The sequence below is a fragment of the Pseudomonas sp. BNK-45 genome (assembly GCF_047456255.1).
In the GTDB taxonomy this organism is placed as follows: Bacteria; Pseudomonadota; Gammaproteobacteria; order Pseudomonadales; family Pseudomonadaceae; genus Aquipseudomonas.
This window is the reverse complement of sequence record NZ_CP179909.1, coordinates 4,596,403-4,621,752: the sequence shown is the minus strand read 5'-3', so window position 1 is coordinate 4,621,752 and position 25,350 is coordinate 4,596,403. Positions and strand designations below refer to the sequence as shown.

23 protein-coding genes are annotated in these 25,350 nt (G+C 63.8%); 16 read left to right on the top strand and 7 right to left on the bottom strand.

Features of this window, described 5'->3' with window-relative positions:
- Positions 1-4 precede the first annotated feature (4 nt).
- A complete protein-coding gene (locus tag ACMGG8_RS20665) occupies positions 5-592 on the top strand; it encodes a GNAT family N-acetyltransferase (RefSeq protein ID WP_060843447.1) in 588 nt (195 codons plus the stop codon).
- Here ACMGG8_RS20665 and ACMGG8_RS20660 read toward each other — a convergent pair.
- Positions 589-1,482, bottom strand: a complete 894-nt coding sequence (locus ACMGG8_RS20660) for a LysR substrate-binding domain-containing protein (RefSeq protein ID WP_108543431.1) — start codon at positions 1,480-1,482, stop codon at positions 589-591. The two genes, ACMGG8_RS20665 and ACMGG8_RS20660, sit on opposite strands and share 4 nt — an antisense overlap.
- A 116-nt stretch (positions 1,483-1,598) precedes the next feature.
- Complete coding sequence (locus ACMGG8_RS20655; protein ID WP_060839066.1) at positions 1,599-1,835, bottom strand: hypothetical protein; 237 nt, start codon at positions 1,833-1,835, stop codon at positions 1,599-1,601.
- 216 nt (positions 1,836-2,051) lie between these two features.
- On the opposite strand from ACMGG8_RS20655, the gene ACMGG8_RS20650 reads away from it, so the two are divergent.
- Together ACMGG8_RS20650 and ACMGG8_RS20645 are read left to right on the top strand one after the other, a co-directional pair.
- Positions 2,052-2,609, top strand: coding sequence for an NADPH-dependent FMN reductase (locus ACMGG8_RS20650; RefSeq protein WP_060839067.1), 558 nt, complete (start codon positions 2,052-2,054; stop codon positions 2,607-2,609).
- A 148-nt stretch (positions 2,610-2,757) separates the two neighbouring features.
- Positions 2,758-4,044: an arsenic transporter gene (locus ACMGG8_RS20645; RefSeq protein WP_108543433.1), complete on the top strand. Its 1,287-nt coding sequence runs from the start codon at positions 2,758-2,760 to the stop codon at positions 4,042-4,044.
- Positions 4,045-4,134: 90 nt separating this feature from the next.
- Here the strand turns inward: ACMGG8_RS20645 and ACMGG8_RS20640 are convergent, their stop codons facing one another.
- Positions 4,135-5,112 (bottom strand): DUF1853 family protein, encoded by a 978-nt coding sequence (locus tag ACMGG8_RS20640; RefSeq protein WP_414158302.1) that lies wholly within the window; start codon positions 5,110-5,112, stop codon positions 4,135-4,137.
- Between the two features lie 162 nt (positions 5,113-5,274).
- On the opposite strand from ACMGG8_RS20640, the gene ACMGG8_RS20635 reads away from it, so the two are divergent.
- The 6 genes from ACMGG8_RS20635 to pepN are packed head-to-tail and all read left to right on the top strand — an operon-like array spanning position 5,275 to position 11,775.
- A complete protein-coding gene (locus ACMGG8_RS20635) occupies positions 5,275-6,165 on the top strand; it encodes an NAD(+) kinase (protein WP_007920913.1) in 891 nt (296 codons plus the stop codon).
- Positions 6,162-7,136 (top strand): metallophosphoesterase, encoded by a 975-nt coding sequence (locus ACMGG8_RS20630; protein ID WP_173655942.1) that lies wholly within the window; start codon positions 6,162-6,164, stop codon positions 7,134-7,136. Before ACMGG8_RS20635 ends, ACMGG8_RS20630 begins: the two co-directional genes overlap by 4 nt.
- Positions 7,133-8,002 (top strand): rhomboid family intramembrane serine protease, encoded by an 870-nt coding sequence (locus ACMGG8_RS20625; protein WP_060839070.1) that lies wholly within the window; start codon positions 7,133-7,135, stop codon positions 8,000-8,002. The genes ACMGG8_RS20630 and ACMGG8_RS20625 overlap by 4 nt, the downstream gene beginning before the upstream one ends.
- A gap of 15 nt (positions 8,003-8,017) precedes the next feature.
- Positions 8,018-8,278, top strand: a complete 261-nt coding sequence (locus ACMGG8_RS20620) for a YeaC family protein (RefSeq protein ID WP_060839071.1) — start codon at positions 8,018-8,020, stop codon at positions 8,276-8,278.
- Complete coding sequence (locus ACMGG8_RS20615) at positions 8,275-9,105, top strand: DUF2797 domain-containing protein (protein ID WP_060843452.1); 831 nt, start codon at positions 8,275-8,277, stop codon at positions 9,103-9,105. The genes ACMGG8_RS20620 and ACMGG8_RS20615 overlap by 4 nt, the downstream gene beginning before the upstream one ends.
- A gap of 12 nt (positions 9,106-9,117) precedes the next feature.
- Positions 9,118-11,775 (top strand): aminopeptidase N, encoded by a 2,658-nt coding sequence (gene pepN, locus ACMGG8_RS20610; RefSeq protein WP_414158301.1) that lies wholly within the window; start codon positions 9,118-9,120, stop codon positions 11,773-11,775.
- A gap of 162 nt (positions 11,776-11,937) precedes the next feature.
- Here pepN and ACMGG8_RS20605 read toward each other — a convergent pair whose 3' ends face one another.
- Positions 11,938-13,569 carry a SulP family inorganic anion transporter gene (locus tag ACMGG8_RS20605; RefSeq protein ID WP_414158300.1) on the bottom strand — a complete coding sequence of 544 codons (1,632 nt, stop codon included), beginning with the start codon at positions 13,567-13,569 and terminating at the stop codon, positions 11,938-11,940.
- 423 nt (positions 13,570-13,992) lie between these two features.
- Here ACMGG8_RS20605 and ACMGG8_RS20600 point away from each other — a divergent pair, with 423 nt between their 5' ends.
- The 5 genes from ACMGG8_RS20600 (at position 13,993) to ACMGG8_RS20580 (ending at position 19,456) form a co-directional block, all read left to right on the top strand.
- On the top strand, positions 13,993-15,042 hold the full coding sequence (locus ACMGG8_RS20600; protein WP_108543439.1) for a WD40/YVTN/BNR-like repeat-containing protein: 1,050 nt from the start codon (positions 13,993-13,995) through the stop codon (positions 15,040-15,042).
- Between the two features lie 32 nt (positions 15,043-15,074).
- Positions 15,075-17,450, top strand: coding sequence for an efflux RND transporter permease subunit (locus tag ACMGG8_RS20595; RefSeq protein WP_060839076.1), 2,376 nt, complete (start codon positions 15,075-15,077; stop codon positions 17,448-17,450).
- Between the two features lie 215 nt (positions 17,451-17,665).
- Positions 17,666-17,959: a DUF5629 family protein gene (locus tag ACMGG8_RS20590; RefSeq protein ID WP_060839077.1), complete on the top strand. Its 294-nt coding sequence runs from the start codon at positions 17,666-17,668 to the stop codon at positions 17,957-17,959.
- Positions 17,946-19,121, top strand: coding sequence for a lactonase family protein (locus tag ACMGG8_RS20585; RefSeq protein ID WP_060839078.1), 1,176 nt, complete (start codon positions 17,946-17,948; stop codon positions 19,119-19,121). Before ACMGG8_RS20590 ends, ACMGG8_RS20585 begins: the two co-directional genes overlap by 14 nt.
- Positions 19,122-19,276: 155 nt before the next feature.
- Positions 19,277-19,456 (top strand): hypothetical protein, encoded by a 180-nt coding sequence (locus ACMGG8_RS20580; protein WP_060839079.1) that lies wholly within the window; start codon positions 19,277-19,279, stop codon positions 19,454-19,456.
- 188 nt (positions 19,457-19,644) lie between these two features.
- Here ACMGG8_RS20580 and ACMGG8_RS20575 read toward each other — a convergent pair whose 3' ends face one another.
- Both ACMGG8_RS20575 and ACMGG8_RS20570 read right to left on the bottom strand, forming a co-directional pair.
- Entirely contained in the window at positions 19,645-20,184 is a 540-nt protein-coding gene (locus ACMGG8_RS20575) for an AAA family ATPase (RefSeq protein WP_414158299.1), read from the bottom strand.
- 114 nt (positions 20,185-20,298) lie between these two features.
- Positions 20,299-21,207: a LysR family transcriptional regulator gene (locus ACMGG8_RS20570; protein WP_060843455.1), complete on the bottom strand. Its 909-nt coding sequence runs from the start codon at positions 21,205-21,207 to the stop codon at positions 20,299-20,301.
- Between the two features lie 124 nt (positions 21,208-21,331).
- On the opposite strand from ACMGG8_RS20570, the gene ACMGG8_RS20565 reads away from it, so the two are divergent.
- Both ACMGG8_RS20565 and ACMGG8_RS20560 read left to right on the top strand, forming a co-directional pair.
- Positions 21,332-21,793: a DUF6196 family protein gene (locus ACMGG8_RS20565; protein WP_414158298.1), complete on the top strand. Its 462-nt coding sequence runs from the start codon at positions 21,332-21,334 to the stop codon at positions 21,791-21,793.
- A gap of 258 nt (positions 21,794-22,051) precedes the next feature.
- The gene (locus ACMGG8_RS20560; RefSeq protein WP_258230278.1) at positions 22,052-22,177 is read left to right on the top strand and encodes a hypothetical protein; all 126 of its coding nucleotides are present in this window, start codon (positions 22,052-22,054) and stop codon (positions 22,175-22,177) included.
- Positions 22,178-22,245: 68 nt separating this feature from the next.
- On the opposite strand, the gene ACMGG8_RS20555 is transcribed toward ACMGG8_RS20560, so the two are convergent.
- Positions 22,246-25,344, bottom strand: coding sequence for a multidrug efflux RND transporter permease subunit (locus ACMGG8_RS20555; RefSeq protein WP_414158297.1), 3,099 nt, complete (start codon positions 25,342-25,344; stop codon positions 22,246-22,248).
- Positions 25,345-25,350: the final 6 nt, after the last annotated feature.

Sequence of the window (25,350 nt, the reverse complement as noted above, 5' to 3'; positions counted from 1 at the left end):
CGCTATGCAGCCTGTTGTGAACCCCGTGCACCCGGGGCTGGCGATCCGTGTGGCCGACCAGGGGTTCGCCGCCTATGTCTGGGGCAGCGATTTCAGCTTCGAGGTCAGCGCCTACGCCGAGCCTGCGCCAGGCCTGGCGGTAGCGGACTGGCCGCTGCGCAAGGTGGTGCCGTATCGCAAGTGCTATGGCATCGATCCGGAGGAATTCGGCAGCTATCGCAATGCCGCGGACAGCGAGATCTTCATGGCCTATCTCGATGACCAGCCCGTGGGGCATGTGGTGGTCAGCACCAACTGGAACGGCTACGGGCATGTCGACGAACTGGCGGTGCATGCGCCGGCCCGGCGTCACGGCGTAGCCCGGGCACTGCTGGAGGTGGCGCAGTTCTGGAGTCGCAAGAAGCAACTGCCGGGGGTGATGCTGGAAACCCAGAACAACAACCTGGGGGCCTGTCGCCTGTACGAGCAGTGCGGCTATGTGGTGGGCGGGGTGGATCAACTGCGTTATCGCGGCATCGATCCGCAGACCCGCGAAGTGGCGATCTTCTGGTATTGCCTGTTTGCCGATGAACCCCAGGTCCGCCAGCCTTAGCCCGCCAACAGGGCCTCGGCCTGTTGCGTCAGCAGTTCCAGCAGGGCATTGAGCAGGGGCGAGACTTCGCTGCCCTGGCGGCGCAGGGCGTACAGGGTGACGCCGATCGGCGGCGACAGCGGGCATGCATCGAGCCCGGCACTGCGGGCGCCGACGGCGGTGAAGGGGTCGACAATGGCCAGCCCTTCACCGGCTTCCACCAGGCTGCGCATCATCTGATAGGTCTGCACCCGGGTCTGGATCACCGGGCTTGGCCGCAGATTCTGCAATTTACTGGCGAGCATCACGCTCAGCGGGTCCTGGCCTTCCAGGCCGAGCATGGCCTGGCCGGCCAGATCCTGCAGGGCAGCGTATTTCTGCCGGGGCTGCAGCCAGCCGTGGGGTGCCAGCAGGAACAGCTTGCCCTGGGCCAGAGCCTGGCTGTGGATGTCCGGGTGTTCGGGGTCATGCAGGCTCAGGCCCAGGTCGCAATCGCGCAGCAGCAGGCGCTCGACCATGTCCCGGGTGCCGTGGCTGAGGAGACTGCAAGGGGTATCGGGAAAGCGCCGCCGCAGGGCGGCGATGCATTGGGGCAGCAGTTGCTGGACCAGTGGCGGGGTGCCGATGATGCGCAACGGCGGTGCTTGGTGAAAGCGCAAACTGTCGGCCAGGCGTTGCAGCGGCTCGAAGGCGTCGTAGACCCGGGTGATCGCCGGTTGCAGTTCCCGGGCTTCGCGGGTGGCCTGCAAGCGTCCGCGCACGCTGGCGAACAGCATGAACCCCAAGTGGCTTTCGGCATCGCGCAGCAAGGCCTCGACCTCGGCCACCGAGAGCTGCAGCAGCTCGGCGGCGGTGCCCAGGTGGGCGGTTTGCAGGAGGGCCTGAATCACTTCGATATGACGTAGACGCATGCTTGAAGTCCATCTCCAGCCGTTGGGCGGTCAAGCATCGAATCCTACCCCAACTGCAGGTCCGGAATCTGTAGTCGCCAGCCTTGGCCGGACCGGACCGCCGGGGCCGGTTGCGCCTATTCGGTGACGTAGGTCTCGGGCTCGCGGACGATGGTCACATCCGATTGCACCAGCAGGAACTGATTGTCGTCGAGCTTGCGCACCCGGTCGCCAATCGCCAGGCGGTAGGTGGTGACGGGTTCCGAGCCGGTCGTACCGTCCTGCGCGGGCATGGATTCCTGGAACTCGTGCACTGAATACACCCGTCCTTCGGCATCTCTTGCATGGAATTGTCCGACAAGTACTGCAGCCATCTTTAGAGCCTCTGGAGATAAAACACGCAAATTTCGCTGCTGTAGACCCGGCGGGTGCCGGGTAAGTTTTGCCGCCTGGAAAAAATAATCCACGGCCGCCGCCGGCCGTGGGGTGCGGCAGGATTTATCTGAGCAAATGGCGCTCGCGGGGTAGCAGGCACCCCCCGGGCTCATCTATAACTAACACCTTCTTCACGCCAAGGGTTGGAAACTCCAATGAGCAATGTCTACAAGGTTGCAGTGCTGGTCGGCAGTCTGAGAGCGCAGTCCCTGAACCGTAAGGTCGCCCTGGCGCTGGCCGAGCTGGCCCCGGCGAACCTGCAGTTGGGCATCGTCGAGATCGGCGACCTGCCGCTCTACAACGAAGACATCGATGTGACGCCGCCGGCGACCTACACCCGCTTTCGCGAACAGATCGCGGCCGCCGATGCCGTGCTGTTCGTGACCCCTGAATACAACCGCTCGGTGCCTGCACCGTTGAAGAACGCCATCGACGTCGGTTCGCGTCCTTATGGCAAGAGTGCCTGGAGCGGCAAGCCGGGTGCGGTGATCAGCGTGTCCCCGGGGGCCATCGGCGGCTTCGGGGCCAACCACCACCTGCGCCAGTCCCTGGTGTTCCTCAATGTGCCGTGCATGCAGCAGCCGGAAGCCTACCTGGGCGGCGCCGGTGCGGCGTTCGATGATTCGGGCAAGCTGTCGGAGGCCACCCGGCCGTTCCTGCAGGGCTTCATCAACGCCTACGGCCAATGGGTCGAGCAACAGAAGAAAGCCTGAACGCCTTCCTCCCTCCACATTCCCCTGCTGTTGCAGGAGCCGGCTTGCCGGCGAGCGGGTTCCTGAGGCTCATGGAGGCCTCGGGGGCAGCTTCGCTGGCAAGCCGGTTCCTTTGCCGGTCAGCTCTTTATTCAAGATTCCTTAAATCATGTTGATTGCAGTATTGATCTTCCTGCTGACCATCACCCTGGTGATCTGGCAGCCCAAAGGCCTGGGCGTGGGCTGGAGCGCGGTGTTCGGCGCGCTCCTGGCGCTGTTCTGCGGCGTGGTGCAACTGGCCGACATCCCGGTGGTGTGGCAGATCATCTGGAACGCCACCGGCACCTTCGTCGCGCTGATCATCATCAGCCTGCTGCTGGACGAGGCCGGATTCTTCGCCTGGGCCGCCCTGCACGTGGCGCGCTGGGGACGGGGCAGGGGGCGACGCCTGTTCGCCTTCATGGTGTTGCTCGGCGCCCTGGTGTCGGCGCTGTTCGCCAACGACGGTGCGGCGCTGATCCTGACCCCCATCGTCATTTCCATGCTGCTGGCCTTGCGCTTTTCTGCCGCCACCACCCTGGCATTCGTCATGGGGGCCGGCTTCATCGCCGACACCGCGAGTCTGCCGCTGGTGGTGTCGAACCTGGTGAACATCGTCTCTGCGGACTTTTTCAAGATCGGCTTCAACCGCTATGCGGCCGTGATGCTGCCGGTCAACCTGGTCAGCGTTGCCGCGACCCTGGCGGTGCTGCTGTGGTTTTTCCGCCGGGACATCCCTGAGCAGTACGATCCGCGGCAACTGGCCGAGCCGGCCAGTGCCATCCATGACCGGGCGACCTTCATGGCCGGCTGGTGGGTGCTGCTGATCCTGCTGCTGGGCTGCTTTGCCCTGGAGCCGCTGGGGATTCCCATCAGTGCCATTTCCGCGGTCTGCGCCACCTTGCTGCTGGTGATCGCGGCGCGTGGACACAAGATCTCCACCCGCAAGGTGCTCAAGGAAGCACCCTGGCAGATCGTGATTTTTTCCCTGGGCATGTACCTGGTGGTGTACGGCTTGCGCAATGCCGGGCTGACCGGGCACCTGGCCGCCTGGCTCGACGCCTTTGCCGGCGGCGGAATCTGGGGGGCGGCCCTGGGCACCGGCTTGTTGACCGCCGGGTTGTCCTCGGTGATGAACAACCTGCCGACGGTGCTGATCGGTGCCTTGTCCATCGATGCCAGCCAAGCCACCGGGGTGGTCAAGGAGGCGATGATCTACGCCAACGTCATCGGCAGCGACCTGGGGCCGAAGATCACCCCCATCGGCAGCCTGGCCACCTTGCTCTGGCTGCATGTGCTGGAGCGCAAGGGCATTCATATCGGCTGGGGTTATTACTTCCGGGTCGGCGTCGTGCTCACCGTGCCGGTGCTGCTGGTGACCCTGGCGGCCCTGGCGTTGCGGCTTTCCCTGGCATAGCGAAACCCCACGGCTGGAGCCGGCTTGTCGGCCAAAAGGCCCGCAAGCCTTGCGCCATTCGTGGAGAGGCTTTCGCTGGCCAGCCAGCGGCTACGCAGGTTGGTCTCTGGGCGGGAAGGGCTGGGTTACGGGGAGGTTGGGCCACAGGTCGGCCACCAGGAACAGGCGCTCGGCTTCTTCCCAGCCCCCTTCGGCCGTTTCCTCCAGTCGCACCAGCAATTGCGCCGGGGCGTGGGGGGAGAGGGCGCTCAGCCATTGCCCCAGTTCCCCGGCGGTCCAGGCCTGTTCCGCCGGATAGTGAGCCGGGGCCAGCCAGGCGTGGCGGGGCAGGGGCTGCCAGCGCCCCGGGGCGCCCAGGGCCAGGTAGGCCGGCCAGTCCCGTTGATGCAGCCAGCGCCCCCGCAGGTGCTGCGGATGGGCGCCCTCGGGCGGTTCGGCGTGGCCCGGCCAGGGATAGAGCAGGTAGCCCCCCAGCCACAGGTGGGCGCGAAACTGCTGGATATCCAGCGCCGCCAGGGCCTCGCGGCTTTCATCGCGGGCGGAAATCGGCAGTTGGTGTTCGTCCAGGTGCGCCAGCTTGCGGTCCAGGCGATCGTGGCAGCCCGGCCCCAGCCATTGCGCGCTGTCGCTGCCGTTGCCCCGTTGCGGGCCCAGGTAGAGCTTGATCGCCAGTTCCAGGTGATGCACGCCTTCGCGGTCGCGCAGCAGCATGTCCAGCTCGCCCAGGGTCTGGCCGCCACGGCGGATCGGCAGGTTGGCCGCCAGCAGTTCGACGCCGGGGGCGTGCTGCACGGCAAACTGCCAGAGGCGTTCGTAGTACAGGCCCAGGCGCCGTGTCTGGCTGCGGTCGAGCCAGTGGCGCAGCGCGCTGGGGTCCAGGTCCAGGCGCTGCAGCCAGTGCGCCAGCAATTGCGGCGCCTGCACCCAGTCGCTGCCGGACAGAGGGTGGCGCTGCGGCCAGGGCGTGTGGCTGAGCATCGGCGGCGCGAGGATGACCCAGGCGAGGTCGCGGACTTCAGGTTGACGCAACTGGCGTGGAAGGCTGAGCAGATCCGGGAACAGGAGCATGCTGCGAGCATAGACGCAAACCCTTGCGCTTCGCGATAAATGCGTGTCGCTCGGTGCTCTCGCCGCGGTTCCTAAGCCCGCGTGGCTGAAAGGATTTTGTCTAACGCCGGGTTTCGCCCATAATCCTCCGTTTCGCCCGTACCCGAACCCCGCAGGAGCCCCATGGAGCAATTTCGCAATATCGGCATTATCGGTCGCCTGGGCAGCTCCCAGGTGCTGGACACAGTTCGCCGACTGAAGAAGTTTCTGCTGGCACGCCACCTGCACGTGATCCTCGAAGACACCATCGCCGAAGTGCTGCCGGGCCACGGCCTGCAGACCTCCTCGCGCAAGCTGTTGGGCGAGGTCTGCGACATGGTCATCGTGGTCGGCGGCGACGGCAGCCTGCTGGGCGCCGCCCGGGCCCTGGCGCGGCACAATATTCCGGTGCTGGGGATCAACCGTGGCAGCCTGGGGTTTCTCACCGACATCCGCCCCGATGAGCTGGAGGTCAAGGTCGCCGAAGTGCTGGACGGCCATTACCTGGTGGAAAACCGCTTCCTGCTGCAGGCCGAAGTCCGCCGTCACGCCGAGGCCATTGGCCAGGGCGATGCGCTGAACGACGTGGTGCTGCACCCGGGCAAGTCGACGCGGATGATCGAGTTCGAAATCTACATCGACGGCCAGTTCGTCTGCAGTCAGAAGGCTGACGGCCTGATCGTCGCCACGCCCACCGGCTCCACGGCCTATGCGCTGTCCGCCGGCGGCCCGATCATGCATCCCAAGCTGGATGCCATTGTGATTGTGCCGATGTACCCCCATACCTTGTCCGGAAGGCCGATTGTGGTCGACGGCAACAGTGAGCTGAAAATCGTCGTGTCCAAAGATATGCAGATCTATCCGCAAGTCTCCTGTGACGGGCAGAACCATTTCACCTGCGCACCGGGCGACACCATCACGGTCAGCAAGAAGGCGCAGAAACTGCGCCTGATTCACCCGCTGGACCACAACTACTACGAGGTCTGCCGGACCAAGCTTGGCTGGGGCAGCCGACTGGGCGGTGGAGGCGACTGATGCTCGATCCCGCGCGTAGCTACGACCTGATCGGTGACGTGCACGGTTGCGCCCTGACTCTGGAGCACTTGCTGGATCGGCTCGGGTACCACAAGCAGGGCGGCGTCTGGCGGCATCCGTCGCGCATGGCGGTGTTCCTCGGTGACATCATCGACCGCGGCCCGCGAATCCGTGAATCCCTGCATATCGTCCACGACATGGTCGAAGCCGGTCAGGCGCTGTGCATCATGGGCAACCATGAGTTCAACGCCCTGGGCTGGAGCACTCCGGCGGCGGCCGGCAGTGGCAAGCAGTTCGTGCGTGAACACACGCCGCGCCATGCCCGGCTGATCCACGAGACCCTGACCCAGTTCGAACACCACCCGGGCGACTGGCACGACTTCCTCGAGTGGTTCTATGAACTGCCGCTGTTCGTCGACGCCGGGCGCTTTCGCGTGGTTCACGCCTGCTGGGATGCGGGCCTGATCGCCCCGCTGCGCCAGCAGTACCCCAACGGCTGCATCGACCGCGAGTTCCTCCAGGCCTCGGCGCTGCCCGACAGTTTTGCCAGCACCGCCTTCGATCGCCTGCTGCGCGGCACCGACATGCGCCTGCCCCACGGCCTGACCATGACCAGCGGCGACGGCCTGACCCGGGCGTTCTTCCGCACCAAGTTCTGGGAAGACGACCCGCAGACCTACGGCGACATCGTCTTTCAGCCCGATGCCTTGCCCGATCCGGTGGCGCGCACGCCGTTGTCCCCGGCCGAGAAAAACAGCCTGCTGCGCTACGGCCCTGACGAACCGATGCTGTTTGTCGGCCACTACTGGCGCAGCGGCAAGCCGGCGCCGATCCGTCCCAACCTGGCGTGCCTGGACTACAGCGCCGTGCTCTACGGCAAGCTTGCCGCCTATCGCCTGGACCAGGAAACCCGCCTGGATCCGAATAAATTTGTCTGGGTCGACGTCGAGCGGCCCGAGGTGTTGCGATGAGCGCAGTAGCGGTTTTGCGTCTGCCACTGGCCACCGACCTGAGTGGCTTCGTCAAGCTGCTGCAGCGCATGCAGGTGCCCCACCGGGTCAGTGAAGAGGCCGGCGAGCAAGTGCTCTGGGTGCCCGAATCCATCAGTGAGGATGTGCGGGGCCTGTACCAGCGCTTTCCCCAGGGCGATCCCGAGCAGCAACTGGACATCCCGCAGGCGGCCTCGCCGGCGCGGGTTGGCCTGGTGCAGCAGTTGCGCCGCAGCCCGGTCACTGCGCTGATCCTGCTGCTGAGCCTGGCGGTGTGCGGCATCACCTTGCTCGGTGACAACCTGCAGACCCTCGGCTGGTTCACCTTCCTCGAGTTTCGCGTGGTGGGCGACTACATCCAGTTTAGCTCCCTGGCCGACAGCCTGGCGGCGGGGCAGTGGTGGCGCCTGGTGACGCCGATGCTGATTCACTTCGGCATCCTGCACATCGCCATGAACGGTATGTGGTACTGGGAACTGGGGCGGCGCATCGAACTGCGCCAGGGCAGCATCAACCTGCTGGGGCTGACCCTGCTGTTCAGCCTGGTTTCCAACTTCGCGCAATACTATTTCAGCGGCCCAACCCTGTTCGGTGGTCTGTCCGGGGTGCTCTACGGCCTGCTCGGGCATTGCTGGATCTATCAATTACTGTCCCCCAACCCCATCTACCGCCTGCCCCGGGGCGTGCTGGTGATGATGCTGGTGTGGCTGCTGTTGTGCCTGTCCGGGCTGGTGTCGATGATCGGCTTCGGCGAAATCGCCAACGCCGCCCATGTCGGCGGGCTGCTCATCGGTTGCCTCACCGGCTTGTTGGGTGGCCTCTACAGCCGCCATAAACTGGCCCTTTAAACGCTGGAGTCGTGTATGTCGTCCTTTGTCGAAATGATCGAAAACATCACCCCCGAGATCTACCAGAGCCTGAAGCTGGCGGTAGAGATCGGCAAATGGGCCGATGGCCGCAAGCTCACCGCCGAGCAGCGTGAGCTGTCCCTGCAGGCCATGATCGCCTGGGAGATGCAGAACCTGCCCGAGGAACAGCGCACCGGCTACATGGGGCCGCAGGAATGCGCCTCGAAGTCGGCACCGGTGCCGAACATCCTGTTCAAGTCGGATGCCATCCATTGATCGAGATTGGCCGCGGTTCCATCAGCAAAATGTCGGCACGCCTGGACGGGCCGAATGTTCAGTACGCCTTTCGCCTGGGTGACAGCGAGGTGCCGGTCAACCCCCTGATCGGCACTCAGGTGCGCCTGGAGTACCTGGGGGCGATCCATTGCACCCATTGCGGACGCAAGACCAAGACCAGCTTCAGCCAGGGCTATTGCTACCCCTGCATGACCAAGCTGGCCCAGTGCGATGTGTGCATCATGAGCCCCGAACGCTGCCACTACGACGCCGGCACCTGCCGCGAGCCGTCCTGGGGCGAGCAGTTCTGCATGACCGATCACGTGGTCTACCTGGCCAACTCCTCGGGGATCAAGGTCGGCATCACCCGCGCCACCCAGTTGCCGACCCGCTGGCTCGACCAGGGCGCCAGCCAGGCGCTGCCGATCATGCGCGTGGCGACCCGCCAGCAATCGGGCTTCGTCGAGGACCTGTTCCGTTCCCAGGTGGCCGACAAGACCAACTGGCGCGCGCTGCTCAAGGGCGATGCCCAGGCCGTGGACCTGGTGGCGGTACGCGACCAGCTGTTCGCATCCTGCGCCGAGGGCCTGCTGGCGCTGCAACAGCGTTTCGGCCTGCAGGCGATCCAGCCGGTGAGTGACATCGAACCCCTGGAAATCCGTTATCCGGTCGAGCAGTACCCGAGCAAGATCGTCAGTTTCAACCTGGACAAGAATCCGATCGCCGAAGGCACGCTGCTGGGCATCAAGGGCCAGTACCTGATCTTTGATACCGGCGTGATCAACATTCGCAAATACACGGCCTATCAGCTCGCCGTGCATCAGTAGAAGGAATTCGCCATGCGCACCGAACAACCGAAGATGATCTACCTGAAGGACTATCAGGCCCCCGAGTACCTGATCGACGAGACCCACCTGACCTTCGAGTTGTTCGAGGACCACAGCCTGGTCCATGCGCAGCTGGTGATGCGTCGCAACCCCGCACGCGGCGCTGGCCTGCCACCGCTGGTGCTGGACGGCCAGCAGCTGGAGCTGCTGTCGGTGAGCCTGTCCGACCAGTTGCTGAGCGCCAGCGACTACCAGCTCGATGACAGCCACCTGACCCTGCACCCGACCAGCGCCAGCTTCACCCTGGACACCAGCGTGAAGATCCACCCGGAAAGCAACACCGCCCTGGAAGGCCTGTACAAGTCCAGCGGCATGTTCTGCACCCAGTGCGAGGCCGAGGGCTTTCGCAAGATCACCTATTACCTCGATCGTCCGGATGTGATGAGCAAGTTCACCACCACCGTGGTGGCCGAGCAGCACCGCTACCCGGTATTGCTCTCCAACGGCAACCCGATCGCCAGCGGTCCTGGTGAAGACGGCCGGCACTGGGCGACCTGGGAAGACCCGTTCATGAAGCCGGCCTACCTGTTCGCCCTGGTGGCCGGCGACCTGTGGTGCGTGGAAGACAGCTTCCGCACCCAGAGCGGGCGCGACGTGGCGCTGCGCATCTATGTCGAGCCGGAAAACATCGACAAGTGCCAGCACGCGATGAACAGCCTGAAGAAGTCCATGCGCTGGGACGAAGAAACCTACGGTCGCGAATACGACCTGGACATCTTCATGATCGTTGCGGTCAACGACTTCAACATGGGTGCCATGGAAAACAAGGGCCTGAACATCTTCAACTCCAGCGCCGTGCTGGCCCGCGCCGAAACCGCCACCGATGCCGCGCACCAGCGGGTCGAGGCGATCGTTGCCCACGAATACTTCCACAACTGGTCGGGCAACCGCGTGACCTGCCGCGACTGGTTCCAGTTGTCGCTCAAGGAAGGCTTCACCGTGTTCCGCGATGCCGGTTTCTCCGCCGACATGAACTCGCGCACCGTCAAGCGCATCCAGGACGTGGCCTACCTGCGTACTCACCAGTTCGCCGAAGACGCCGGCCCCATGGCCCATGCCGTGCGCCCGGAAAGCTTTATCGAGATTTCCAACTTCTACACCCTGACTGTGTACGAAAAGGGTTCGGAAGTGGTGGGCATGATCCACACCTTGCTCGGCGCCGAAGGCTTCCGTAAGGGCAGCGACCTGTACTTCGAGCGTCATGATGGCCAGGCGGTGACCTGCGACGACTTCGTCAAGGCCATGGAAGACGCCAACGGCGTCGACCTGAGCCAGTTCAAGCGCTGGTACAGCCAGGCCGGTACGCCACGGCTGGCGGTCAGCGAGGCCTACGACGCGGCGGCGAAAACCTACAGCCTGACCTTCCGCCAGAGCTGCCCGCAGACCCCGGACAAGGTAGAAAAACTGCCGTTCGTGATCCCGGTGGAGCTGGGCCTGCTGGATTCCAAAGGGGCGGGCATGGCCTTGCGCCTGTCCGGCGAAAGCGCGGCCCAGGGCACGTCCCGGGTGATTTCGGTGACCGAGGCCGAGCAGACCTTCACCTTCGTCGACATCACCGAACAGCCGCTGCCTTCGTTGCTGCGTGGCTTCTCGGCGCCAGTGAAGCTGAGCTTCCCCTACAACCGCGACCAGTTGATGTTCCTCATGCAGCACGACAGCGACGGTTTCAACCGTTGGGACGCCGGCCAGCAGTTGGCCGTGCAAGTGCTGCAAGAACTGATTGCCCAGCATCAGCAGGGCCAGGCGCTGGTGATGGACGAGCGTCTGGTGACCGCCCTGGGCACCGTGCTGGCGGATGACAGCCTGGACCAGGCCATGGTCGCGGAAATGCTGTCCCTGCCGGGCGAGGCCTACCTCACCGAAATCAGCGAAGTGGCGGATGTCGAGGCGATCCATGCGGCGCGCGAGTTTGCTCGCCAGCAACTGGCTGACAGCCTGTTCGATGCGCTGTGGAAGCGTTATCAGGCCAACCGGGCAGTGTCCAAGGCCACGGCCTACGTGGCCGAGTCCGAGCATTTCGCCCGTCGCGCGCTGCAGAACATTGCCCTGTCGTACCTGATGCTCACCCACAAGCCCGAAGTGCTGGCGGCGGCCATCGAACAGTTCGACAGCGCCGACAACATGACCGAGCGCCTGACCGCCCTGGCGGTGCTGGTCAACTCGCCATTCGAGGCCGAGAAGGCCAAGGCCCTGGCGGTGTTTGCCGAGCACTTCAAGGACAACGCCCTGGTCATGGACCAGTGGTTCAGCGTGCAGGCCGGCAGCCCGTTGCCGGGCGGCCTGGAGCGGGTCAAGGCGCTGATGCAGCACCCGGCGTTCAATCTCAAGAACCCGAACAAGGTGCGGGCGTTGGTGGGTGCCTTTGCCGGGCAGAACCTGATCAACTTCCACGCGGCCGACGGTTCCGGCTATCGCTTCCTCGCGGATCTGGTGATCCAGCTCAACGGCTTCAACCCGCAGATCGCCTCGCGGCAACTGGCGCCGCTGACCCGCTGGCGCAAGTACGACAGCGCCCGCCAGGCGCTGATGAAAGGCGAACTGGAGCGCATCCGCGCCTCCGGCGAGCTGTCCAGCGACGTGTTCGAAGTGGTCAGCAAAAGCCTCGCCTGACGGCGGCAGCGGCTACACCTGTAGCCGCTGCTGAGCCTGCGAAGCTGCGCAAAGGTCCGCAGGACCTTGCTTGGCGATCGCTGTCACACCTCTGTCGGTCTTGAGATCGATGCGTCCCTGCGACGCAGAGCCGTCCAGACCGTTCGCAGCCTGCGGCAGCGGCTACAGGGGGGGCAGTGCGCTGCTCAAGTCGCGGTGATAGTTCTGCGCGCCAATGGCGTGCAGGATGCCCACTCGCTCAAGCTTGGCATGCACCTTCAGGTTGGCTTCGCACAGTTTCACCACGATCCCGCGCTTGTGCAACTGACCTATCACTTCCTCCAGGGTCTGCAGCCCGGTGATATCCATGAACGGCACATGCTTGAGGCGGATGATCAGCAGCCTGGGATCGCTGTGGGTCTGGGCCAGGGCCCGTTCAAAGGTTTCGGCAGCGCCAAAGAACAGGGGGCCTTCGATGGTATAGATCAGCACCCCGGCAGGCAGCTGCCCGCGTCCTTTGCCGCGCAATTCGTTCTCCAGATCCTCTCCCACGACCTGCTGCACCTCCACCGAGGAGGCCATGCGCCGCAGGAAATGCAGCATCGCCAGGATCACCCCGATATTCACCGCGATCACCAGGTCGCTGAACACCGTGAGCACAAAGGTGCACAGCAGGATCGCCACGTCCGCTCGCGGCGCGCGTTGCAGCATGCGCTTGAAGTGGTGCAGTTCGCTCATGTTGTAGGCCACCACGAACAGGATGGCGGCCAGGGCGCACAGCGGGATATTGGCCGCCAGCGGGGCGAGAAACAGGATGATCAGCGTCAGCACCCCGGCATGGACGATACCGGCCAGGGGGCTGGTCGCACCGTTGCGGATGTTGGTGGCGGTGCGGGCGATGGCACCGGTGGCAGCAAAACCGCCAAACAACGGCGTGGCCAGGTTGGCAATGCCCTGGCCGATCAGTTCCTGGTTGGAATCGTGCCGGGTGCCGGCCATGCCGTCGGCCACCACCGCCGACAGCAGCGATTCGATGGCCCCGAGCATGGCGATGGCGAAAGCCGGGCCAATCAGGTCCAGCACCCGCGGCAGGCTGATCTGTGGCAGTTGCAGGCTCGGCAAGCCCTGGGGAATGCCGCCAAAGGCGCTGCCGATGGTGGCCACGCCGTCGAACTGGAACAGCGACTGCAGGGCGGTGGCCAGGGTCATGGCCACCAGCGGCGCGGGCAGGCGCTTGAGCCCGGGGATCTTCGGTACCCACAGCAACAGCCCGAGGCTGAGCAGGGCCAGCAGGGTGGTGGCCGGGTGCAGCCCGGGCAGGGACTGCAACAGGTGCCAGAGCTTTTGGTGAAAATGCTCGCCCTGGGCCGCGGGCAAGCCGAAGAAGTCCTTCCACTGGCTGACCCAGATGATCACCCCGATGCCGGCGGTGAAACCGAGAATCACCGGGTCGGGGATGAATTTGATCAGGGCGCCGAGGCGGCTGATGCCCAGCAGGAACAGGATGATGCCGGCCATCATGGTCGCCAGTTGCAGGCCGTCGACCCCGTACTGGGCGGTGACCCCGGCGAGAATCACGATAAAGGCCCCGGTGGGACCGGCGATCTGCAAGCGGCTGCCACCGAACAGCGACACCAGCAGGCCGCCGACGATGGCGGTGTAGATCCCCTGTTCGGGCTTGACCCCGGAGGCGATGGCGAAGGCCATGGCCAGGGGCAGGGCCACCACGCCGACAATCACCCCGGACACCAGGTTGCGGGCCCAGTGGGCGCGGCCCAGCAGCCCGGCTTTCCACGCCTCGCGTATGGCAATCATGCTGCACTCCTCAAGCTCGTCCGGCTGGCGCCCCATGCCGCTCATCATAGTCAACGGCGGGGGCGGGGGATGCATGTGCTGGATCAGTCTTTGGTCGAGTGACGGCAGGCCCGGGCCAAACCGTCAGTCGCAGCAGCGAAAGCTTCGTCGCGGTCCGTGGCCTCGATCCGTGGCCCCCAGCGGCATCGATCAGCCCAGCGAATGCCCGAGTATTCAGGGGCCTGACCAGGCGCGTTGATTAACAAAAGATAACGTGGCGTTGATTGTCAGACCTTTCCAAAGCCCGATAGGATAGCTCGCAGCCAAAGGGGCTCTAGATTGCAGGTTTCAGGACGATCGTCAGGGTCGATCCAGGCCAGGCAAACCCCGGAAGGCGCCCTGAGAGGTCAAGTGACCTGACAATAATAAATGGGGGAATGGTCTATGAGTGAGCCTGTCATGGGCGTGGTTGTTGGCCGCCCGCCGGCGCTGCGCACGTTCGCACTGCTGGCTACAGCGCTCTCGCTGTTGGGTGTCGTGACGCTGTCGACACCGGTCCTGGCCGCTGCCTCCGCAGCGGATACGGTCTTTTCCATCGAATCGCCCAAAGCGGCGAAAAGCCTGATGCTCGATGTGGTCCACGCCGGCAAGCGCCTGGTGGCCGTGGGGGATCGCGGGCACATTCTCTATTCCGACGATCAGGGGGCGTCCTGGGTCCAGGCCAAGGTGCCAACCCGGCAGTTGCTGACGGCGGTGTACTTCGTCGACGACCAGCATGGTTGGGCGGTGGGCCACGATGCCCAGGTCCTGGCCAGCACCGACGGCGGTGTCACCTGGACCCAGCAGTTCCAGGACCTCAAGCGTGAAGCGCCGTTGCTCGATGTCTGGTTCAAGGACACCCGCAACGGCTTTGCCGTGGGGGCCTACGGCGCCTTGCTGGAAACCACCGACGGCGGCCAGCACTGGGAGGACGCCAGCGATCGCCTGGACAACGAAGATCAGTACCACCTCAACGCCATCGCCGAGGTCAAGGACGCCGGCCTGTTCATCGTCGGCGAGCAGGGCAGCATGTTCCGCTCGGCCGATGGCGGGCAGACCTGGGAACGCCTCGAAGGCCCCTATGAAGGCTCGCTGTTCGGCGTGATCGGCACCGGCCAGCCGGCGACGCTGCTGGTCTATGGCCTGCGCGGCAATCTCTATCGCTCCACGGATTTCGGCGGCACCTGGGAGCAGGTGGAGCTGAAGGCGGCCCGTGGCGCCCTGGAGTTCGGTCTCTCGGGCGCCACCTTGCTGGACGACGGCTCGCTGGTGATCGTCGGCAACGGCGGCAGCGTGATCCGCAGCACCGATCACGGCCAGACGTTCAGCGTGTTCAACCGCCAGGACCGCCTCTCGTTGTCGGCGGTGACCGCCGCGGGCAATGGCAACCTGATCCTGGCCGGGCAGGGCGGGGTGCGGGTTTCTGCGGCAAGCGGCGCTGAACTCGGCAAGTAGGCCGGGCACATAATAAGAAGGTGGGGAATTCCATGAGCAGTCATCACCAGGACAAGGCGAACTTTCTCGAACGCCTGATTTTCAACAACCGCCCGGCAGTGATCTTTATCTGCCTCTTGGTCAGCGCTTTCCTGTTCTGGCAGGCGACCCTGATCCGCCCGTCCACCAGTTTCGAAAAGATGATCCCGCTCAAGCACCCGTTCATCGAACGGATGATGGAGCACCGCAACGACCTGGCCAACCTGGGCAACACCGTGCGCATCTCGGTGGAAGCCCGCGACGGCGACATCTTCACCAAGGACTACATGGAGACGCTGAGGCAGATCAACGACGAGGTGTTCTACATCTCCGGCGTCGACCGCTCCGGGCTCAAGTCGCTGTGGAGCCCCAGCGTGCGCTGGACCGAGGTGACCGAAGAGGGCTTTGCCGGCGGCGAGGTGATCCCCCAGAGCTACAACGGCTCGGCCGAGAGCCTCGACAAATTGCGCAACAACGTCCTCAAGTCCGGCCAGGTCGGGCGTTTGGTGGCCAACGATTTCAAATCCAGCATCGTCGACATCCCGTTGCTGGAGTCCTACCCGGACCCACAGGACCAGGGCAAGCTGCTGGCCCTGGACTATCAGAAGTTCTCCCACCAGCTGGAAGAAAAGATCCGCGACAAGTTCGAGGCGCAGAACCCCAATGTGAAGATCCACATTGTCGGCTTCGCCAAGAAGGTCGGCGACCTGATCGATGGCCTGATCATGGTGGTGATGTTCTTCGGCGTGGCCTTCATCATCACCCTGGTGCTGCTGTACTGGTTCACCTGGTGCATCCGCAGCACCATCGCGGTGTTGATCACCACCCTGGTGGCGGTGGTCTGGCAACTGGGGCTGATGCACGCCTTCGGCTTCGGTCTGGACCCTTACTCGATGCTGGTGCCGTTCCTGATCTTCGCCATCGGCATTTCCCACGGGGTGCAGAAGATCAACGGCATCGCCCTGCAGTCCAGTGATGCCGACAACGCCCTGACCGCGGCTCGGCGGACCTTCCGCCAACTGTTCCTGCCGGGGATGATCGCGATCCTCGCCGATGCCGTGGGCTTCATCACCCTGCTGATCATCGACATCGGGGTGATCCGCGAGCTGGCCATCGGTGCCTCCATCGGTGTGGCGGTGATCGTGTTCACCAACCTGATCCTGCTGCCAGTGGCGATTTCCTACGTCGGCATCAGCAAGCGCGCCATCGAGCGCAGCAAGAAGGACGCTTCTCGCGAGCATCCGTTCTGGCGCCTGCTGTCGAACTTCGCCAGCCCCAAGGTTGCGCCGATCTCCGTGGCCCTGGCCCTGGTGGCCTTTGGCGGCGGCCTCTGGTACAGCCAGAACCTGAAGATCGGCGACCTCGACCAAGGCGCTCCGGAGCTGCGTCCCGACTCGCGCTACAACAAGGACAACAACTTCATCATCAGCAACTACTCCACCAGTTCCGACGTGTTGGTGGTGATGGTCAAGACCGCGGCCGAAGGCTGTTCGCGCTATGAGGCCATGGCGCCGATCGACGAGCTGATGTGGAAGATGCAGAACACCGAGGGCGTGCAGTCGGCGATCTCCCTGGTGACCGTGTCCAAGCAGATGATCAAGGGCATGAACGAGGGCAACCTGAAATGGGAAACCCTGTCGCGCAACCCTGACGTGCTGAACAACTCCATTGCCCGGGCCGACGGCCTGTACAACAACAACTGTTCCCTGGCGCCGGTGCTGGTGTTCCTCAACGACCACAAGGCCGCGACCCTGGATCGCGCGGTGCATGCCGTGCAGGAGTTCGCCGCGCAGCACAACAGGGACGGCCTGGAGTTCATCCTCGCCGCCGGCAACGCCGGGATCGAGGCGGCCACCAACGAGGTGATCAAGGAGTCCGAGCTGACCATCCTGATCCTGGTGTACATCTGCGTGGCCGGCATGTGCATGATCACTTTCCGCTCCTGGGCGGCGACCCTGTGCATCGTCTTGCCGCTGGTGCTGACCTCGGTGCTGGGCAATGCGCTGATGGCCTTCATGGGCATCGGGGTCAAGGTGGCGACCTTGCCGGTGGTGGCGCTGGGGGTGGGCATCGGTGTCGACTACGGCATCTATATCTACAGTCGCCTGGAAAGCTTCCTGCGCGCCGGCCTGCCGTTGCAGGAGGCCTACTACCAGACCCTGCGCTCCACCGGCAAGGCGGTGCTGTTCACCGGTCTGTGCCTGGCCATAGGCGTGTGCACCTGGATCTTCTCGGCCATCAAGTTCCAGGCCGACATGGGCCTGATGCTGACCTTCATGCTGCTGTGGAACATGTTCGGTGCCCTGTGGCTGCTGCCGGCCCTGGCGCGGTTCCTGATCAAGCCGGAAAAGCTCGCCGGGCAGAAGGGCAACTCACTGTTCGCTCACTGATCCAGGCGTTTTGAACACCAAGCCGCGCCCTCGGGTGCGGCTTTTTCATGCCCGCTCCAGGGCATCGACAGGCTGGCGCCGCACAGCATTTTCAAGTCCTTGCGCCAGCGCCCGCTTGCCGCACCGACGGCAAGCGATGATTGCGCGCAATACGGGCCCGATCCCAGGGCGCCGATCAGCTATGATTGCGCCTTTCCAATTGATGATTGATCGCTATGACCGCTGCTACCGACACCTTGCTCACCGCCCTTGAAGCCTGCGACATGCTGGAAATCGACGGCCTGCACGCCTTCGACTTCACCCTCGACGAGCAGCGCCTGCTGATCGAGTGCATGGATGGTCGCGCCGCCAAGCGCTGGAGCTTCACCCTGGCCCAGGTGCAGGCCGCGACCTTCGACCAGGAACTGCAGAGCTGGACCCTGGCCGACGATGCCGGCGAGCACCGCCTGGTGTGCATGAGTGCGTTCAGTGCCCGCGACGAAGAGGAGGGTGAACATGAAGATGCGTAATTTCTGGCCGCTGCTGATGGCCGGCAGTGTTGGCGCCATGGCGGTCCAGGCGGCTCCCGCGGACAGCCAGGAGTTGCTCGTGGGCTCCTACACCCAGGGCCAGAGCCAGGGCCTGTATCGCCTGCATTTCAACGAGCGCACCGGGCAGATCGATGCCAAGCCGCTGCAAGTGGTGAAGAGCTCCAACCCGTCCTGGCTGACCCTGTCCAAGGACCTGAAATTCGTCTTCGCGGTGAATGAAAACAGCCCGGGACAGACCGACCCCATCGGCCGTGTCAGCAGCTACAGCCTGGCGCCCAAGACCCATCAACTGAGCCTGATCAACCAGGTGCAGAGCCAGGGCAACGAGCCTACGCACTCCAGCCTGAGCGCTGACGGCAACTACCTGTTCGTCAGCAACTACTCGGTGGACGTGGACCCGGGCGGCAGCCTGGCGGTGGTGCCGGTCAGTGCCGACGGTCATCTGTCGCCGGTGGTGCAACTCACCAGCCATCCGGCCAGCCGGGTCGACCCCGAACGCCAGCAGTCGGCCCACGTGCATTCCTCGGTGTCATCCCCGGATGGCCGGTTTGTGTTCGCCAACGACCTGGGCGCGGACAGGATCTTCGTCTACCGCTATGACCCCAAGGCCAACCCGGAACATCCGCTGACGCCCGCCGAACCGGCCTTTGTCCAGCTGCCCCCGGGCAGCGGCCCGCGCCATCTGCTGTTCAGTGCCGATGGCAAGCGTGCCTACCTGACCCTGGAGATGAGCGCCCAGGTGGCGGTCTTCGACTATCAGGACGGCAAGCTGACCCAGCGTCAGCTGGTCGACCTGGCGGCCAGTGGCAACAAGGAGAAAAAGTCCGCGGCGGCCTTGCACGCTTCCAAGGACGGTCAGTACCTCTATGTCAGCAACCGTGGCACCGCCAACCAGTTGCTGGTGTTCGCCATCGATCAGAGCAATGGCCAGCTCAAGGAGATCCAGCGCCGCTCCGTGGAAGGCGATCACCCACGTGAGTTCAGCCTCGATCCGAGCAACCGCTACGTGCTGATCGGCAACCAGAAGAGCAACGAAATCGTGGTGATCGAACGTGACGCCAAGACCGGTTTCCTCGGCAAGACCGTGCAGAAACTGCCTTTCGAAGCCCCCAGCGACATCAAGTTCCTGGTGCGTCAATAAGCCGCAGGCCCCGTGTTCCGGGGCCTGACTGCTTCTATCAATGACGCTGATAATCGCTACTGCTGCAAAGCATTTTTTCCCGCCAACCCTCGGGAGTAAGTTTGCTCCACGGCCCACCAGGGCCAGTCAGCCAACTGAATCCGAGGGTTAAACCGATGAACTTCAATCTCTTCTCCGTGATCGCCGCCTCCGCCATTTCCGCCAGCGTGGCCCTGCCAGCCAGCGCCAACGTGGAAATCAGCCAGAAGAAATCCGGCACCAACACCTACACCCAGAAGTACCTGCAACAAAGCGCCCACTTCTACGCCGCCCTGGACCACAAGAGCCACGGCTGATCGGGTCGCTTCACGCCTATGCGGGCGAGCCGGCTGGCAGGTCCAGCGTGCCCCGTAGCCACTGAGTTCCTCATAGCCTTTGCGCCCAAGCCTGACTGGTTGGCCGACCTTATGAGTGACAGGGTCTGCTCCAGGTCATAGGGGAGGGCGCAAGGGGAAAGGTTGGTCCGGTGTTGGTCAGCCGTCGATCAATCTTGCGGAGCCTGGACAGTCGAACGTCCAGTACGGGCGAGAAAAATGCCGATATCCCGATTGGACCGCAGACAAACCACGCGGCAAGCCGATGGCGCTGTTGCCACAAGTTGCTGCATTTTTTCTCGCGCCGATTTTTTCGTCTGCCACATGAATCTAAAAAACGCCGGCAGGTTCGCCAGCAGTTCGGGGCAGTTTTCTGGTAGGTCGGGCCGAGACTGACCGCGTTGCAGCAGCGTTCTGCGCAGTACGCGCAAGAATCGAAGCGTCGCCGAACGATCAATCCATATCAAAAGATCTGCACGGGCCACCCGGTTGTGCCAGGTGACCGAATGGCCACCTTCGAAAATCCAGCGATCTTGAGCCTCTACATCCAGACAAAGCCGCGTCTTTTCGTCCGGGCTGCGTTCGATCCACCCTGGCTGCCAGTGGATGGTGTCGATGTGCACGACCGGCAAGCCCGTGCGCCGACCCAGCTCTCGCGCCAAGGTGCTTTTGCCTGACCCAGGTTGACCAATAATCATCACCCGTTGCATCGAAGCTCCTTCTCGCTATGCACGCTGTTTTTGGGGCGGGCGATTCTACGTCAATGCTGACCTCGGTCAACCACGGACGGCCAGCACGACCGGCCGCAAGCGGCCCTTGCTCTATCAGGCCTGCGGTGCACCCAAGGCTTCGACGACTTCGTCTATGAAGTGCCTGAGCTTGGCGCAGGGGCGACGGTCGAAGGGGTAGATCAGATTGACGGGATACGTGGGCCCTTCGAACTCCTCGAAGAGTACGACCAGTTCACCCCGTTGCACGTAGGGCATCAGGACATCCTCGACGCAGAGCGTGATGCCGAAATCCGACAGTGCGGCGTTCACCTTGGCCTGGGTGTTATTGACCTTCAGTCGACTCGTGATGGGGATGGTGAACGTCTGCCTGTTTTTGGTGAATCGCCAGAGTTTGTCCGTCATTCGATCGGAGAAGAGATAGCCCAGGCAATCATGGTCCACGAGTTGTTCGGGATGGAGCGGGGTCCCTTTGCGCGACAGATAAGCGGGGGATGCGCAAGCAAACATCCTGAAAGGTCTCAAGCCGCGTTGAACCAAGGTCGCGCTGTCGGCCAGCTGGGGTTTGCCCAGCCGGAACACGACTTCGTATCCCTCTTCCACGATGTTCACGAACCTGTCCGTCAACTCCAGCTCGATTTCCGTTTCCGGGTAACGCGTCAGGTATTGGGTCAGGAACGGGATGAGTCTGTGGGAACCATAATTGTAGGGCGCGCTGATTCTGATTTTGCCGCGGGGAGTCGAGTTTGCTGACTGCGCCAGTTCATCGGCGTCTTCAACGTCACTGAGGATAGCCTTGCAGCGCGAGTAATATTCCCTGCCCACGGCGGTCAAGCTTTGGCGGCGGGTGGTTCGGGTGATCAGCTTGATTCCTAGCTGAGATTCCAGATTGCCGACCTGCTTGGCTATCAGCTGTGGCGTCACGCCTAACACCGCGGCCGCTGCGGAGAAGGAGTCTGCCTCCGCTGCTGCAACGAACGCCGCCATGCTTTTCAGCTTATCCATATCTACAACCTTTGGTTGTCAATGTTATTTGATATTGAACATTTATCTTCAAGATCTTCATGCTTAGCATTTCGTGGGTCAATAAAAAGAAGCGCAGAGCGCTTTACGCAATGGAGGGTATGCAATGGTGAACATTTCCCACGAAACGGCAGAGGATACGCAGCGCAGACTGTTGCACGTAATGACCGAGGCGCGTGTCCGGTTCTTCCCCGGCACTTACGCGTTTCTGGAGTTTCCTTTGTCGTCGTTTCCTGGTGCCGCACGCCCTGATGCACTGGCGCTCGTAAGAGATGACAAGGTATGGAGTCAGCTAGTCCCCTGTGCGGACGTCGAGCAAGAGCTGTTCGCGGTCTTCCGGTTCCATTTTCCCGACGGCGCCGACAACAGCGGGTTCGTTGGCTGGTTGGCAATGCGCCTGAAGCAGAGGTTTGGGACCGGTGTTTTTGTGACCTGTGGCCAGCATCGAGAGGAGGGCGGGATCTTTGATTATTGGGGCGTCCCGGCGAGCCTGGGGTCAGATGTCTTCGCAGAGATCCAGGCCTTGGTGGATGGCCAAGTGGACGGTGAGGAGGGCGTTTCCCTGTAGCGGCTCCGTTCGTCAGAGCCAGAGCCGGGGTCGACGACCTTCCGCTCGGGGCCTTCTCCCTTAGGGGGCTTGTTGGGCGGTGTTCCACTTGCCGGCAAACAGGCCCCCAAGGCATGTGCCGCCAGTGATGACGCAAATGGGTGGTGCGTTTGCGACGCAATCCGCATGCGTGGCAAATTTTGCTTGGTAGTATCACATAGCCATATGTTTAAATTTGACGCTGAATTATTGACTCTTTCCCGAGCAAGGATCGATAGCATGGTAATGCGTCTGGCTGTGGTGCTGCTGTTGCTCTATTCCACTCCCATCCTGTCTTCTGCGCAGCCTGTCGAAGGTGAGCCGGAAACTTCCCGCGAGCGCCTGGCCAGCCTGTTGCAGGACTGAAGCGCTTTTTAGCAGGGGCTCTCAGGGTAGAAGGTGCGGGCCCCGTCATGGGGCCCGCCGTGAGGGCTTCAGCCCTTGGTCGAGCCGCGCTTGACCAGCTTCATCACCACCACGAAGAACACCGGGACGAAGATCACCGCCAGGGTCGCGGTGATCATGCCGCCGATCACCCCGGTGCCGATGGCTTGCTGGCTGGCGGAACTGGCGCCGGTGGCGATGGCCAGGGGCACCACGCCGAGGATGAAGGCCAGGGAGGTCATGACGATCGGCCGCAGGCGTAGGCGCGCGGCCTGCACCGTGGCGTCGATCAGGTCGTGGCCTTCGTCGTACAGGCTCTTGGCGAACTCGATGATCAGGATCGCGTTCTTCGCCGACAGGCCGATGATGGTGATCAGGCCGACCTTGAAGAACACGTCGTTGGGCATCCCGCGCACGCTCACCGCCAGCACCGCGCCCAGCACCCCCAGGGGCACCACCAGCAGCACCGAGGTCGGAATCGACCAGCTTTCATACAGCGCCGCCAGGCACAGGAACACGATCAGCAGCGACAGCCCCAGCAACAGCGGCGCCTGGCTGCCCGAGAGGCGTTCCTGCAGCGACAGGCCGGTCCACTCCAGGCCCAGGCCGGCGGGCAACTGGCTCACCAGCCGCTCGATTTCCTGCATGGCTTCACCGGTGCTGTGGTCCGGAGCCGGCTCGCCGGAGATGGCGATGGCCGGGTAGCCGTTGTAGCGGGTCAGCTGGGCCGGACCCAGGGTCCAGCTGGCGCGGACGAAGGCTGACAGCGGCACCATCTTGCCGGCGCTGTTGCGCACCTGCATCCGCAGCAGGTCCTCGACCTGACTGCGCTGGTCGCCTTCGGCCTGGACCACCACCCGCTGCATCCGTCCCTGGTTGGGGAAGTCGTTGATGTAGGCCGAGCCCAAGGCGGTGGACAGCAGGTTGCCGATATCGGCGAAGGACACGCCCAGGGCATTGGCCTGCTTGCGGTCCACTTCCAGTTGCACCTGGGGCGCTTCGGACAGGGCGCTTTCGCGGACGTTGGCCAGGATCGGGCTCTTTTCCGTGGCCGCCAGAAGCTCGGTCCGGGCCTGCATCAGCGCGGCATGGCCGACGCCACCCCGATCCTGCAGACGGAACTCGAAGCCGCTGGAGGTGCCCAGGCCGTCGATCGGTGGCGGCAGCACGGCGTAGACCACGGCGTCCTTGATTGCGCTCAGCGCCGCGTTGGCCCGGTCGGCGATGGCCATGGCCGAGTCGTCGCTGCCCCGTTGCGACCAGTCCTTGAGGGTGGTGAAGGCCAACGCCGCGTTCTGTCCGCTACCGGAGAAGCTGAAGCCGAGGATAACGGTGCTGTCGCCCACGCCCGGCTCGCCGGCGTTGTGCGTTTCGATCTGCTCCACCACCTTGACCGTGCGGTTCTGGCTGGCGCCGGGCGGCAGCTGGATGTCGGTGATGGTGTAGCCCTGATCCTCCACCGGCAGGAAGGAGGAGGGCAGGCGACTGAACAGCAGCGCCATGATCGCCAGCAGCGCGACGTAGATCAGCAGGTAGCGGCCAGTGCGCTTGAGGGCGTAGCTCACGCCGCCCTCGTAGCTGTTGCTCAGGCGTTCGAAGCGCCGGTTGAACCAGCCGAAGAAGCCCTTGCGCTCATGGTGCTCGCCGGCGGCGATGGGCTTGAGCAGGGTGGCGCACAGGGCCGGAGTCAGGGTCAGGGCGAGGAACGCCGAGAACAGGATCGAGGTGGCCATGGACAGGGAGAACTGCTGATAGATCACCCCCACCGAGCCCGGCATGAAGGCCATGGGAATGAACACCGCCACCAGCACCAGGGTGATGCCGATGATGGCTCCGGTGATCTGCTTCATCGCCTTGCGCGTGGCGTCCTTGGGCGACAGGCCCTCGGTGGCCATGATCCGCTCGACGTTCTCCACCACCACGATGGCGTCGTCCACCAGGATGCCGATGGCCAGCACCATGCCGAACATGGTCAGCACGTTGATGGAGAACCCCAGGGCCAGCATGGTGGCGAAGGTGCCCATCAGCGCCACCGGCACCACCAGGGTCGGGATCAGGGTGTAGCGGATGTTCTGCAGGAACAGGAACATCACCAGGAACACCAGGGCCATGGCTTCGAGCAGGGTGTAGATCACCTTGGTGATCGAAACCTTGACGAACGGCGAGGTGTCGTAGGGGATCTTGTATTCCACTCCCGCCGGGAAGTAGCGCGACAGCTCGTCCATCTTGGCGCGGATCAGGGTCGCGGTGCTCAGGGCGTTGGCCCCGGGCGACAGCTGCACACCGACCGCGGTGGACGGCTTGCCGTTCAGGCGCGTGCCGAACTGGTATTCCTGGCTACCCACTTCCACCCGCGCCACATCGCCGATGCGCACCGTGGAACCGTCCGGGTTGGCCCGCAGCACGATGTCGGCGAACTCTTCGGGGGTGGTCAGCTGGCCCTTGACCAGAATGGTCGCGGTGATTTCCTGGCTGGACGGGTTGGGCAGGTCGCCGATGCTGCCGGCCGGGACCTGGGCGTTCTGCGCCGCGACCGCGGCATTGACGTCCGCCGGGGTGAGGTTGAAACCGACCAGTTTCTGCGGGTCGACCCAGATGCGCATGGCCCGTTCGGCGCCGTACAGCTGGGCCTTGCCGACGCCGTCCACGCGACGAATCTCGTTCATCACGTTGCGCGCCAGGTAGTCGCTGAGGCCGACGTTGCTCAGGCGCCCGTCGTTGGAGGTCAGGGTGATCAGCAGCAGGAAGCCGGCGGACACCTTCTCCACCTGCAGGCCTTGCTGGGTCACGGCCTGGGGCAGACGTGGCTCCACCGCCTTGAGGCGGTTCTGCACATCGACCTGGGCCAGCTCCGGATTGGTGCCGGGCTGGAAGGTCGCGGTGATGGTGGCGCTGCCCAGGCTGCTCTGGGAGGAGAAGTACAGCAGGTGATCGGCGCCGTTGAGCTCCTGCTCGATCAGGCTGACCACCGATTCGTCCAGGGTCTGCGCCGAGGCGCCGGGATAGACGGCGTAGATCTCGATCTGCGGCGGAGCCACGTTGGGGTACTGCGCCACCGGCAACTGGGGAATTGCTAGGGCGCCACCCAGGAGGATGAAAAAGGCGACCACCCAGGCAAAGACCGGGCGGTCAATAAAGAATTGCGGCATGTCGTA